The 12,411-nt window shown below is 30.7% G+C and carries 12 protein-coding genes and 1 tRNA gene; 8 read left to right on the top strand and 5 right to left on the bottom strand.

The features are described 5' to 3' along the window. A complete protein-coding gene (locus BM072_RS12145) occupies positions 1 to 255 on the top strand; it encodes a hypothetical protein (RefSeq protein WP_092908946.1) in 255 nt (84 codons plus the stop codon). A gap of 51 nt (positions 256 to 306) precedes the next feature. On the opposite strand, the gene BM072_RS12140 is transcribed toward BM072_RS12145, so the two are convergent. Next, positions 307 to 1,344, bottom strand: coding sequence for a hypothetical protein (locus tag BM072_RS12140; RefSeq protein ID WP_092908945.1), 1,038 nt, complete (start codon positions 1,342 to 1,344; stop codon positions 307 to 309). A gap of 110 nt (positions 1,345 to 1,454) precedes the next feature. On the opposite strand from BM072_RS12140, the gene BM072_RS12135 reads away from it, so the two are divergent. Continuing rightward, positions 1,455 to 2,963: a carbon-nitrogen hydrolase family protein gene (locus BM072_RS12135; RefSeq protein ID WP_092908944.1), complete on the top strand. Its 1,509-nt coding sequence runs from the start codon at positions 1,455 to 1,457 to the stop codon at positions 2,961 to 2,963. A 187-nt stretch (positions 2,964 to 3,150) separates the two neighbouring features. Here BM072_RS12135 and BM072_RS12130 read toward each other — a convergent pair whose 3' ends face one another. Further along, complete coding sequence (locus BM072_RS12130; protein ID WP_092908943.1) at positions 3,151 to 4,413, bottom strand: DUF3748 domain-containing protein; 1,263 nt, start codon at positions 4,411 to 4,413, stop codon at positions 3,151 to 3,153. Between the two features lie 272 nt (positions 4,414 to 4,685). On the opposite strand from BM072_RS12130, the gene BM072_RS12125 reads away from it, so the two are divergent. Both BM072_RS12125 and BM072_RS12120 read left to right on the top strand, forming a co-directional pair. After that, positions 4,686 to 6,062: a hypothetical protein gene (locus BM072_RS12125; protein WP_092908942.1), complete on the top strand. Its 1,377-nt coding sequence runs from the start codon at positions 4,686 to 4,688 to the stop codon at positions 6,060 to 6,062. A gap of 11 nt (positions 6,063 to 6,073) precedes the next feature. After that, a complete protein-coding gene (locus BM072_RS12120) occupies positions 6,074 to 6,586 on the top strand; it encodes a hypothetical protein (RefSeq protein ID WP_092908941.1) in 513 nt (170 codons plus the stop codon). Between the two features lie 70 nt (positions 6,587 to 6,656). Here the strand turns inward: BM072_RS12120 and BM072_RS12115 are convergent. Beyond that, positions 6,657 to 6,741 (bottom strand) — tRNA-Ser (locus BM072_RS12115). A gap of 180 nt (positions 6,742 to 6,921) precedes the next feature. Between BM072_RS12115 and BM072_RS12110 the strand changes: the two genes are divergently transcribed. Both BM072_RS12110 and BM072_RS12105 read left to right on the top strand, forming a co-directional pair. After that, positions 6,922 to 8,088 (top strand): MFS transporter, encoded by a 1,167-nt coding sequence (locus BM072_RS12110; protein ID WP_092908940.1) that lies wholly within the window; start codon positions 6,922 to 6,924, stop codon positions 8,086 to 8,088. A gap of 73 nt (positions 8,089 to 8,161) precedes the next feature. Continuing rightward, positions 8,162 to 8,509 (top strand): hypothetical protein, encoded by a 348-nt coding sequence (locus BM072_RS12105; RefSeq protein ID WP_092908939.1) that lies wholly within the window; start codon positions 8,162 to 8,164, stop codon positions 8,507 to 8,509. 55 nt (positions 8,510 to 8,564) lie between these two features. On the opposite strand, the gene lysA is transcribed toward BM072_RS12105, so the two are convergent. Continuing rightward, positions 8,565 to 9,776 (bottom strand): diaminopimelate decarboxylase, encoded by a 1,212-nt coding sequence (gene lysA / locus BM072_RS12100; RefSeq protein ID WP_092908938.1) that lies wholly within the window; start codon positions 9,774 to 9,776, stop codon positions 8,565 to 8,567. A gap of 163 nt (positions 9,777 to 9,939) precedes the next feature. Next, positions 9,940 to 11,073: an MBL fold metallo-hydrolase gene (locus BM072_RS12095; protein ID WP_092908937.1), complete on the bottom strand. Its 1,134-nt coding sequence runs from the start codon at positions 11,071 to 11,073 to the stop codon at positions 9,940 to 9,942. 372 nt (positions 11,074 to 11,445) lie between these two features. Here BM072_RS12095 and BM072_RS12090 point away from each other — a divergent pair, with 372 nt between their 5' ends. Both BM072_RS12090 and BM072_RS12085 read left to right on the top strand, forming a co-directional pair. Next, positions 11,446 to 11,994: a YeeE/YedE family protein gene (locus tag BM072_RS12090; protein WP_092908936.1), complete on the top strand. Its 549-nt coding sequence runs from the start codon at positions 11,446 to 11,448 to the stop codon at positions 11,992 to 11,994. Positions 11,995 to 11,996: 2 nt separating this feature from the next. Continuing rightward, positions 11,997 to 12,410, top strand: coding sequence for a DUF6691 family protein (locus BM072_RS12085; protein WP_092908935.1), 414 nt, complete (start codon positions 11,997 to 11,999; stop codon positions 12,408 to 12,410). Position 12,411 lies beyond the last annotated feature (1 nt).

The following is a 12,411-nucleotide window of genomic DNA, read 5'->3' as shown; positions in this document are numbered from 1 at the left end:
ATGAAAAATATAAAACAAATTTTATTAGTTGTAGGGGCTTTATTGTGCACATTAAATGCATCTGCCCAAGAAAATGAAATTACGTTTTTCGAAACAAGTAATCAAAATACAAGTTCTGCTGGACCAGGAACAGGAGGTGGAGGAACAGGAGATGAGGATCCAGCTCCAGCCCCAATAGACGATTATTTACCTTTATTGGTAATTGGAGCAGGATTAGTTGCTTTACGTTTCAGAAAACAATTACTTAAAAACTAATTATAATAACTTCTAATCATAAAAAAGGCTTCCGATTTCGGAAGCCTTTTTCTATTTTACATGTTCTAAACCATCTACAATTGCTTTTTGTAGAATTTCGCCCATTTTATTAAAATTTTCGTACTCCTTATTTTTATAAAATTTAGAAAATGAAGTTCGTAATTGCACTACATTTTCAGGTTTCGAAATTGTATCTTTTTTCATTATTTTAATCAAATCTTTGTAACGCTTCGTGTTATTTGCGATTCGTTTCGAGATCAATGATTTTTCTTCTTTTCGGTATTGCTCAACCGAGTTTGGTTTTAATCGACCACTAACCATATCCACCATTATTTTATTTTCTTTAAAGTATTGTGGACGATAAATTTTTAAATTTCCTTCATAACATTGTTGATCAAAATCAATAGGTCGAATTCGGTAAATAACTTGATCAAAATCGTGAATCGGAATAACAACATAATTATATGAACGCATATCGCCTAAAAGTCCAATAAAACAACGCTCATTAAATTTTACAAATTCTTTTGCAATTTGATTTTTTTCTAAATCGTTACATTTTTCCATGTAATTTTTAATGAAAACATCGCCTGGAATTCCTAAAATATGTTCTTCAATTAACGTGTTTTTATAAACTAAAAAATTAATCCGATGCGGAGATAAAATTTCTTCCAATTCTAGTCCATAAATACGCGAAGCATCTGCTTTTTTGATATAAAAGTTGGTGTAATTATCATTCAAAATATTACGCACACGGATGCGAAATGGTTTCGAATTTCCGAAAGTGCAATAATCGATAGAATCAACAGTTAAATAAGGCAAAGATTCTTCGTCTCCATCAGAATGTAGATACGTATAAATCCTATTCAAGCTATTTTCTATTTCTCGATGTTCCGAATCAGAGTAATAAACACCCAGCCAATGCGTGTCGTTTCCTTCTTTGTCTTCTAAAGCAATACAATCAGAAAAGCGCAGCAAATCATCATATTCAATACTTGCTGTGGTTGTTCGTTGGTATTTTTCTAAATATTGATTAAGCTCATCATTAATCGGATAAATAGGTTTTCTAAACTCAATTTTTACATCTTTCATTTGACTAGAATTGATAAATGTTTTTACGAATATACTTCTAATTAAATCATAATATAATACTTATTCGATTAATATTTGCTACCTTAGAGAGAACATCTAAACTTATAAAAATGAATATTCAGGTCAGAAATTTGACGCTTGAAGACTACAGTGATTTAACAGAATCTACAAAAGAAGCTTATCACAATCAATTAGGAACTTGGACGGTCGACGAAATCAAAGAATTGTTGGCTATTTTTCCGCAAGGACAGTTATGTGTTGAGGTTGATGGCAAGGTTGTCGCTTCTGCTTTGAGTATTATTATCAACACAAAAAAAACAAATATTGAGTCAAATTACGATACAATTACGTCGAACGGAAAGTTTTTAAAACACGATCCCGATGGTGATGTGATGTATGGTATCGAGGTTTTTGTGCATCCAAATTATCGTCAATTGCGCTTAGGTAGACGTTTGTATGATGTGAGAAAAGAGTTGTGTGAAGAGATGAATATAAAATCTATTGTTGCAGGCGGACGAATTCCAAATTATTATAAATATTCAAAAGAATTGACGCCACGTCAATACATAGAAAAGGTAAAAAGTAAAGAAATTTATGATTCGACTTTGGCTTTTCAACTTTCGAATGATTTTAATGTCAAAAAAATCCTTAAAAATTATTTGAAAGACGATAAAGAATCATTAGAATATGCAACTTTATTAGAATGGAATAATATTTATTATGAACCGGATTTAAAGTCTAATTCGCCCACAAAACGTACAATTCGCCTAGGATTGGTGCAATGGCAAATGCGTTTGTTTGCTGGTTTACAAGATTTTTACGATCAAATCGAATTTTTTGTGAATTCGGTAAGTGATTATGGTGCAGATTTTATTATGTTTCCAGAATTTTTCAATTCTCCGTTGATGAGTCCTTATAATCATTTAAAAGAGATTGAGGCAATGCATCAATTAGCAACAATGACGGACGATATTGTGAAAAAAATTCAGGATTTCGCAATTACATATAATATCAATATTATCAGTGGTTCGATGCCACATTTAAAAGATGGAAAATTGTATAATACTTCTTTTTTATGTCATCGTTCAGGAAAATTAGATTCATATAGTAAAATTCATATCACGCCAAATGAGTTTAAATATTATGCTTTAAATGGTGGTGAAGAAATCAAAGTTTTTGATACAGATTGTGGTAAAGTTGGTTTATTGATTTGTTATGATGTTGAGTTCCCAGAATTGAGTAGAATTTTAGCAGATCAAGGCATGGAAATTTTATTTGTTCCTTTTATGACAGATACACAAAATGGCTATACGCGTGTGCGTTGTTGTGCGCAAGCACGGGCAATAGAAAACGAATGTTACGTTGCAATAGCAGGTTCTGTGGGTAATTTACCTCGTGTTAATAACATGGATATTCAATATTCGCAATCGGCAGTTTTTACGCCTTCGGATTTTTCTTTTCCAAATAATGGTGTAAAAGCAGAGGCAACTCCAAATGCAGAAATGGTTTTGATAGCTGATGTAGATTTGTATTTATTGAAAGAATTGCATGAATATGGAACCGTAAAAACAATGAAAGATAGGCGCAAAGATTTATACGAAGTTAGATTAATGAAATAAAAAAAACCTCCAACTTAGGGAGGTTTTATTTTAGTTCTTATTTCGTTGGTTGGACAAAAATAAGAACAAGCAATCTAAACTTTTTCTGAGTATAGACCTTAGGTTCGGTTAAGTATCTGTACTAAAATTAGAATATTATTTTGTATTAACAAAATAAAAAATGAGAAAAATCACAATTTTAACACAATTATGATGGTGATAAAACGTCTAAACTAAATATTTGAATAAATTCTTTGTTTAATTTATTCGGTACAAATTGATTAAAATAGATTTTTTTTCCGTTATTAGAAAAATGAGGAATTCCCGTCAATATATTATTGAATAATTTAGAATCATATATTAGTTTAGAATTTTTTTCGGAAAGATGTGTCATCATAATTTTTTCATCACTAAAGAACACAGCGTATTTTCCGTCTTTCGAAATATTGAACGGAGAATGTATTGATTTTTCTAAAAAAGTATATTGATTTATATTTAAATCATTCGTATTAACACCAAAAACTTGAGTAACGTTTAGATTGTCTTCCATCAAAAAGTAGATAATTTCTCCATTTGGCGAAGAACGCAACCAATGACGAAAATTACTGATACCTTTTTCTGTAAATGTGATTCTTTTCTGTGTAATACATTTTGGAACTTGAGGCATTTTTGTTTGCGAACCTTTTAAATCATCATTTTCAGAAATTATAATTTCTTCTGGTAATTGTGCAATAAATAGTTCAGTTTTTAATTCTCCATTTTCATCACGTACGTGCCCTTGAAAAGCAAGTTGATTCTTGCCTTTTATCCAACATTCATCAAATGCTTTTTCTATTTCATCACTTCCATTTTTAGCATTTGTAACAACTTCTGAAATAATAATAGCAAACATTTCTCCATTATTATTCTCTAAATTTTCATCCAATGGAACTTTTACTTTTTTCGGAAACATCATTCCAACTACGCGCTGATCTTTTACAGTTGGATTACGCACTGCTTCTTGCTCCAAAACATAATCGTTATAGGTAAAACTAATCCAATTTTTATCTTCTTTCCAAGAATGCGAATGCGTTCCGCCGCGTAAAGCGCCGTTTGTAAATGGTGGATAAATATTACGTGCATCCATGAAAATGGGTTGTTGAGGTTGATTAATTTCTACAGCAACACCAGTTCTTCTAGTTGCAGAATATGGATTTTTTTCGTTAGAATTTTGAATTCCATGAATAAAAATAACTTTATTTTCTAAATAAGAAAAAGATGCCGCACCAACTCCAAGACCATATTTTGTTTGATTTTTGGTCGTATAAATAGTTTTAATTTCTAAAGTTTCGGTGTTTAAAATTTCGATGGAATTTGTTTCTCCAATTTTAGTATCATCATTTCTTGTGTCATAAACAATCCATTTTTCATCATACGATTCTATCTGTGAATGATGTAAAGTATGACCATTATCACTATTTGTAAGTTGCATTTTGTAATCAGTTTTTATTGAATGATTTAATAGTTTTATAATTAGTTAATTATTTTTAACTTAATTGTAATTAGTTGATTTTTAATAATTTTAACATTTCTGATAAAGGAATGTTACAAGAAACAATTTTAATTTTGCGTCGGTTTAGAATAATAGTCGATATATTTTACTTGTAAATACACACATTACTTCACTTTTTGTATTGCATAAAAATATGATTTAAAATTAGAAAAATGATGATGAAAAAAATATGCTTTTTCATAAGCTATTTTATGGGATTAAGTTTGCTTTATAGTCAAACAAATAAAATTATTTATCGAGAAGATTTTGGTAAAACAACAGAGCGTTTAGCTTCGCAATATGTACCACAATCTGGTAAAGATAATGGATTGGGAACTTTTCCTCATGGTTCAAGTTTCTATAATTTAGCAAATACTTATTTTGATGTTAGTCCAAATCCTAGCACTATAACAAGAGAAAAAGCAAATCAAGATATATGGAATATTGATAATGGTAATTATGCTGTAATTGCTCCAAGTTCTATTTACAATTTTACGAAAAATGCACCCGATGGATCAAATTTTTGGCAAGGATCATGGTGGGAAAAAATAACAAATCATACAGATGAATCTCTTGATGGAGCTGTGCTTGCCGTAAATGGAGGACTTGTTCTTAATCAGTATTATCGTCGTGTAGTTGAATTAAAACCGAATAAATCGTACAAAATTTCGGCTTGGTTTTATGGAAATGGAAACAATAATGTAGGAGTTAATTTTGAAGCACAAGATATTTTAACGGAAACGGTTTTAGGTTCTTCAAATAAAGATTTAAATATAACGAATTTTGAAGGATGGTCTAATAATGTTATGCGTCTAGTAAAGGCTAATAATTGGGAGCAGAAATCATGGATTTTTAAAATGCCAGCGAGTGAGTCTTGTACTAATATTGCGATTGCATTACGTAATAATGTAAAAGCTGATGGTGGTAATGATTTTTATGTAGATGATATTATTTTAGAAGAAGTAGTAGATGGTGGTAATGTAATTGATTGCGGATCTACAGAAACCATAGACAATATTATAAAAGCAAACGATGATAACTTTGATTTATCTACAGGAACATCAATTTTTAGTTTACTTACAAACGATACGTACGGAAGTGATGGTAAAACAGTTAATCTGAATGGAGTAAATAAAAATGCAACAATAAGTACAATTGGCGAATGGGCCGAAGGAATTACTCTAAATACAGAAACGGGTGAAATTACGGTTGCGCCAAGTTTTGTTATACCTACAGAACCTTTAAGATATCAAATTTGTAATTTAATTGGTGTGTGTTCTTCAGCGATAATTACTTTTCAAAATAATTCTTCAATATGTACGCAAAATCCAACACTTGGTACGCCAAATGGTTTTACAAATGTTGGAATTTCAACTTACAGCAAAAAAAATGAAGCTTGGCCAAATAATATTCCTAATGGATTTATTTCTTTAGATTCTAGTTCTAAAGGAATGGTAATTAGTCGTACTACAACAGCAAATGTCAAATTTCCTTTAGAAGGAATGATTATTTACGATACCGTAGATAATTGCGTCAAACTATACAACGGTACAACGTGGAATTGTATCAAAAAAGCCTGTAACATTTAAACAAAAAATCAATGAAAAAATATATATACATTTTCTTATTCATTACACTTGTAATGAATGAGGCGAAAGCTCAGTTTATAATCGCAACAGATGAGTCTGCTGTTTTATCTAATCAATCTACACTTATGCAGTTTCAAGATAATGACACGCGAGGTATTATTCTTCCTGCAAATATCAATGCACAAACATCGCCAACTAACGGAACTTTTATCCTTGATCAATCAGATAAAAAAGTCAAAATGTTTGAAAACAATAATTGGGTTAATCTTTCTGAAGAAGGAGAATTATCTTCGTTAATAACAAATAATTCTACCGATAATGGAGATGGTGTAATTGTAGGTGCAGATTCGTCTAATGCCGAAGGCGTACTTGTTTTAGAATCTGATGATAAAGCATTGGTTTTACCTCGTATTAATGATCCAGTAACAAATGTTAATTCACCATATCCAGGTATGATTGCTTACGATACAAAATCTAAAACTATTGCTATTTTTGATGGTAAAGTTTGGAATTTCTGGAAATGAAATAATTTATTTTAATATAAATATATACAATAAAAAAATCCTCGAACAATGTTCGAGGATTTTTATTTAGCGGAGAGTGAGGGATTCGAACCCCCGGAGGTGTGACCCTCAACAGTTTTCAAGACTGCCGCATTCGACCACTCTGCCAACTCTCCAACAACGCAGTGCGTTATTGCGAGTGCAAATATAGAGCGGTTTTTTGTTTTTCCAAACTCTAAAATAGAATATTTTGAAATTATCTTTTAAAAAGATGATAATCAGTAAAATATTTTTCAAATAAATTTACCTTTTAGAATAAATAACCAATTAATTTTGCAAAATAATAAATACAAGCCATGATTTCGACGTCAGAATATACATCAAAACAAAAAAATAGAATACGCTTAGCTGTTTCATTATTTTATTTTTCTCAAGGATTAGCTTTTTCTTCTTGGGCAAGTAGAATTCCAACAATCAAACAAAATTTAGGTATTTCCGAAGGACAATTAGGTACATTATTACTGTTAATGCCAATAGGGCAATTATGCACGATGGCTTTATCAGGAAAATTAGTAGCAAAATACGGAAGTAAAAATGTGCTGAAAATAGTTGTTTTAATATATCCGCTTGTTTTGTGCTGTATTGGTTTAGCGCAAGATTTTTATCAATTAGCAACCGTTTTATTCTTTTTTGGAGTAATTGGAAATATGTGTAATATTTCGGTAAATACACAAGGAGTAGAAGTAGAAAAAGTTTATGGAAAATCAATTATGTCATCATTTCACGGCGCATGGAGTATTGCCGGTTTTACGGGTGCTTTGATAGGTTTATTGATGATGAATTTACATATAAATACATTCTATCATTTTGTGATTATTTATGTGTTAATTGTGATTAATTGGTTTGTGAATAATAAATTTTTGGTTGCATCAACCACAGTTCAATCGAAAGAAAAGAAATCAATTTTTTCTAAACCAGATCCTACATTAATTCAATTAGGTGTAATCGGTTTTTTAAGTATGGCGACAGAAGGCGCAATGTTTGATTGGAGCGGTGTTTATTTTCAGGATATTGTAAAAGCTCCTACAAATTTAGTGGTTGTTGGTTATGCATCTTTTATGATTATGATGGCGACAGGTCGTTTTGTAGGCGATTATTTTGTAGGTAAATATGGCAAGCAACGAGTAATGCAATTTAGTGGACTTTTAATGTTTTCAGGATTGATGTTATCTGTTTTCGTACCACAATTTATGATTTGTACATTGGCGTTTATGATGGTTGGATTAGGCGTTGCGTGTAACGTTCCGATTGTTTATAGTGTTGCAGGAAAAAATAAAAATGTAAATCCAGGTGTTGCTTTAGCAATGGTTTCGAGCATATCTTTCTTAGGATTTTTAATGGGACCACCATTAATTGGATACATTGCCGAAGCTTTCGATTTACGTTATTCTTATGCATTATTTGCATGTTTTGGTTTAATTATGCTTTTGATGGTTGGACGAATGAAAATTTTTAAAGATTAATAGCTAAACGTTTTATTTTTAGATATTTCAGAAATTATTTCGTAAGTTTAAGTTGTTATACTATTACATTAATATGAAGAATTTTCTATTTTTTTTATTTCCTATTTTTCTTTTCTCTCAAACAGAAAAAGAAGTTGTATCAAATGATGTAAAACTAGATGTTGTGAATGATTATTATAAATCTCCTAACTATTTTAAAACATCAAAACAGGATTTATCGTTGGAGAAAAGTAACGAATTAGTAACGAATAATTTAAGTTATTTATCAGCTTTAAAAAGTGCTGTAATAATCTCTCCTTTAAATAAACAAGATGATAGAATTCCGTATAAATATGATGATGATAGAATTTTTAGTGAAAATCTTATTCGAGGAGTCTTACACGAAGTATTTTTAAGTAAGCCAGTTCGTTTATCAAAATAAAAAAACGCTCAATCTGTAGATTGAGCGTTTTTAATTTATATTGTTAAGTGTTTTTTTAAAACTTAATATCTTCTGTTGTTGCTAAAATATCTTGTAAAGTTTCGCGACGACGAATCAAATAATCTTTGTCATCAATCAATAAAACTTCCGCAGGTTTTAGACGAGAATTGTAGTTAGAAGCCATAGAAAAGCAATATGCACCCGCATTATGGAAACATAAAACATCACCTTCGCTAATCTCATTTATTTTACGATTTGAACCAAATGTATCCGTTTCGCAAATATATCCAACAACTGTGTAATAACGAGAACGACCTTCTGGATTCGAAATATTTTCGATTTCGTGATGAGCGCTATAAAACATCGGACGAATTAAATGATTAAAACCAGTGTCAATTCCTGCAAAAACAGTAGATGTTGTTTGTTTAATTACATTTACGGTTGCTAAGAAACTTCCTGCTTCCGAAACCATGTATTTTCCTGGCTCAAACATCAATGTTAATGGTTTTCCGTACGCTTTTTCAAATTCATTGAAACGTGCAGCTAAACGTTCTCCTAAATAATCAAGATCCGTTTCATCAGCTCCAGGATAATAAGGAACTTTAAATCCAGATCCGAAATCGATGTAAGTTAAATTTTTAAATTCTGCCGCAACTTCAAATAAAATTTCTGCTCCTTGTAAAAATACGTCAATATCCAAAATATCAGAACCCGTGTGCATGTGAACACCGTCTAAATGTAAACCTGTATTTTCTACAACACGTTTGATATGTGGTAATTGATGAATAGAAATTCCGAATTTAGAATCGATATGTCCTACCGAAATGTTTGCATTTCCACCTGCCATAATGTGCGGATTAATACGAACACAAACTGGATATTTAGGAAAATCTTGACCAAAAGTTTCTAAAACTGATAAATTATCAATGTTGATACGAACACCTAAAGCAACCACTTTTTTGATTTCTTCGTACGAAACACCATTTGGCGTGTAAATAATTTCTTTTGGTTTAAAACCTGCTAATAATCCTAATTCTACTTCTTGAATAGAAACTGTATCCAATCCTGAACCAAGCGATTTAAAATACTTTAAGATATTTAGATTTGTATTCGATTTGCATGCATAATTTAACTTTAAACGTTTGACTGTAGAAAATGCATTTGTCATCTTATCATACTGCGATTTTATTTTATTCGCATCATATACATACAATGGCGCACCATATTTTTGCACCAATCCTAATAGACGTTCTCTATTCAGTTCCATTTGTTTAAATTTTTTGTTTAAAGTTAAATTTTCAGTTAGCGAAATTACATATTATTATTTGTTTTCTGACGATAATTCATTTTAAACTTATCTTAAATTAATAAATTTGAATATTATTAATTTTTTACAGATTATTATCGAATAATATTCGGAAGTATTGATTTTATTTGTGCCACCATTCTTTAAAACTGAAAACAGAATCTTTCAAAAGTAAAGGTTCGCCAATCATTGGCGTCAAAATATCAAAATTATCCTTCTTTCCGTTCTCTTTAATTTTGATTAATGGCTCGTCCCAAGCATGTCTTGCCAAGGCAAATTTACCCGAATGTACAGGAACAATGTGTTTGGCTTTTAGCTCACTAATAATTTTTGGCATATCTGTTGGCAACGCATGTATATATTTCCAAGCGTCATTATATTGTCCGTTTTCTAAAATTGCAAAATCAAATGGACCATATTTATCACCAATTTCTTTAAAATGTGTGTCGTATCCACTATCACCACCTAAAAATATTTTTTGAGTAGACGATTCTAAAACATAAGAAGTCCAAAGTGTTGTATTTCGTTTAAATTTTCGACCAGAAAAATGTCTTGCTGGCGTATAAATTATTTTCAAACCATTTTTTAGTGCAACTTCTGTGTTCCATTCTTCCTCAATAAGTTGTTCTGGTTTATAATTCCATTTCTCAAAATGTGCACCAACGCCCAAAGGCAAAATAACTTTGTCAACTTTTGTACGCAATTCTTTTACAGTTGGATAATCTAAATGATCGTAATGATCATGCGTAATCACTAAATAATCAATCGCAGGAAAATCTTTTGGTTGATACGTATCTGCACCTTTAAAAGCTTTATTAAAAATTGGTAAAGGCGAACCATATTTACTAAAAACGGGATCAATTAAAAAATTAACACCATCTAATTGAATGTAATAAGATGAATGTCCCAACCAAATAAAAATATTTTCTGACTTCGGAATTTTCTTTAAATCGGTTTGTATATGCGGAATACTATCTTGCGGTTTTAATTTTGGGTCACTTTTACCAAATAAAAATTCCATCGAAACTTTTGTCATCGAATAACCTTCTGTTACAGCAGGCGTGTGATGTATATTCTGAAATTGTCCGTCTTTATAAAGTTTTGATTGTTGCATTCGTTCCAATCTTTTTCCAGATGGTTCGGCTCCAAAATCGTCTTTTTGTAAGACCAAAAATGTAGCAACAGAAAGTATTAATATGATAGTAAGTAAGATGTAAATCATTCGTTTAAGAACTTTTCGTTTATTGATTTTTTTCATTTCAGGTCAAAAGTAATTAAAACGTCGAAGTTCTTGATAGATTATTTTCTTGAATTTTAGTTAAAAAATTAAATGCATATTTATTTTCTAGCATAATTAAAGCTCTGTCATTTCGAGAAGGGAGAAATCTAAAAATAAAACACAGTTAAAATTCTAAATCTAAGAGATTTTTCATTCGGCTTCGCTTTATTCTGAATGACAAATATTATTTACATTTATCTATCATTTCAACAAAATAATTATCTGTAATTCATCAATTTTTAGCTTTATAAATAGAAAATAAATTGATGTGTAACATAAGTAACTTTGCAAATGAAATAGAATGCGCAATTTTGTAACATATTATAAGAAAGAAAATAAAATAAGTATAAAATGGAATTTATAACACAACCTTGGCCTTGGTATATTGGCGGACCAATTATAGCAATTGTAATGCTTTTGTTGATTTATTTCGGAAAAAGTTTTGGTTTTTCGTCTAATTTCAGAACAATTTGTTCGGCTATTGGCGCAGGAAAATCATGCGATTTTTTCGACTTTAATTGGAAGGCTCAAAAATGGAATTTATTATTTTTAGTTGGCGCAGTTTTGGGCGGATATATTTCGGTACATTTTTTATCTGAAAATCAAATTCCCGCAATTTCTGATGCTACAATTGCCAAATTACAAACAATGGGTTTTGAAAGTGCTGGAAAAGCATATTCTCCAACCGAAATTTTTGAAACAATGTCACTTAAAAACATCGTTTTATTACTAGTTGGCGGATTATTAGTTGGTTTCGGAACACGCTACGCAGGCGGTTGTACATCTGGTCATGCAATTTCTGGTTTGAGCGATTTGCAAATGCCATCGTTAATTGCAGTAACCGGTTTTTTTATTGGTGGATTATTAATGGTTCACGTTTTATTCCCTTTAATTTTTTAAAAATGAGAAGTTTAGTTTATATCGTTTTAGGTGTTATATTTGGTGTAACAATGTACAAAGCCGAAACGGCGTCTTGGTTCAGAATTTATGAAATGTTTAATTTTCAATCTTTTCACATGTACGGTTTCATCGGATCTGCATTGGTTGTAGGTTTGATAGGAATACAAATCATGAAAAAGAAAGAAGCAAAAGATGTTGATGGAAAACCAATTGTTATTCAACCAAAAAACAAATCAATTGCACGTTATTTAATTGGCGGAATATTTTTTGGATTAGGTTGGGCGTTAGTTGGCGCATGTCCAGGACCAATTTTTGTCTTATTAGGCGCAGGAGTTTATCCAATTATTATCGTAATTATAGGTGCACTTTTAGGAACATATTTGTACGGAATTATTAAAGATAAAATCCCACATTAAC

The organism is Algoriella xinjiangensis (assembly GCF_900115015.1).
Taxonomy (GTDB): domain Bacteria; phylum Bacteroidota; class Bacteroidia; order Flavobacteriales; family Weeksellaceae; genus Empedobacter; species Empedobacter xinjiangensis.
This window is presented reverse-complemented; position numbering and strand designations above follow the sequence as displayed.

What these genes read in the sequence shown, in the direction of transcription:
- BM072_RS12130 (WP_092908943.1), bottom strand. Translation starts at nt 4,413, where the DNA reads ATGCAACTTACAAATAGTGATAATGGTCATACTTTACATCATTCACAG.
- BM072_RS12125 (WP_092908942.1), top strand. Translation starts at nt 4,686, where the DNA reads ATGGGATTAAGTTTGCTTTATAGTCAAACAAATAAAATTATTTATCGA.
- BM072_RS12110 (WP_092908940.1), top strand. Translation starts at nt 6,922, where the DNA reads ATGATTTCGACGTCAGAATATACATCAAAACAAAAAAATAGAATACGC.
- BM072_RS12135 (WP_092908944.1), top strand. Translation starts at nt 1,455, where the DNA reads ATGAATATTCAGGTCAGAAATTTGACGCTTGAAGACTACAGTGATTTA.
- BM072_RS12145 (WP_092908946.1), top strand. Translation starts at nt 1, where the DNA reads ATGAAAAATATAAAACAAATTTTATTAGTTGTAGGGGCTTTATTGTGC.
- BM072_RS12095 (WP_092908937.1), bottom strand. Translation starts at nt 11,073, where the DNA reads ATGAAAAAAATCAATAAACGAAAAGTTCTTAAACGAATGATTTACATC.
- lysA (WP_092908938.1), bottom strand. Translation starts at nt 9,776, where the DNA reads ATGGAACTGAATAGAGAACGTCTATTAGGATTGGTGCAAAAATATGGT.
- BM072_RS12105 (WP_092908939.1), top strand. Translation starts at nt 8,162, where the DNA reads ATGAAGAATTTTCTATTTTTTTTATTTCCTATTTTTCTTTTCTCTCAA.
- BM072_RS12120 (WP_092908941.1), top strand. Translation starts at nt 6,074, where the DNA reads ATGAAAAAATATATATACATTTTCTTATTCATTACACTTGTAATGAAT.
- BM072_RS12085 (WP_092908935.1), top strand. Translation starts at nt 11,997, where the DNA reads ATGAGAAGTTTAGTTTATATCGTTTTAGGTGTTATATTTGGTGTAACA.
- BM072_RS12140 (WP_092908945.1), bottom strand. Translation starts at nt 1,344, where the DNA reads ATGAAAGATGTAAAAATTGAGTTTAGAAAACCTATTTATCCGATTAAT.
- BM072_RS12090 (WP_092908936.1), top strand. Translation starts at nt 11,446, where the DNA reads ATGGAATTTATAACACAACCTTGGCCTTGGTATATTGGCGGACCAATT.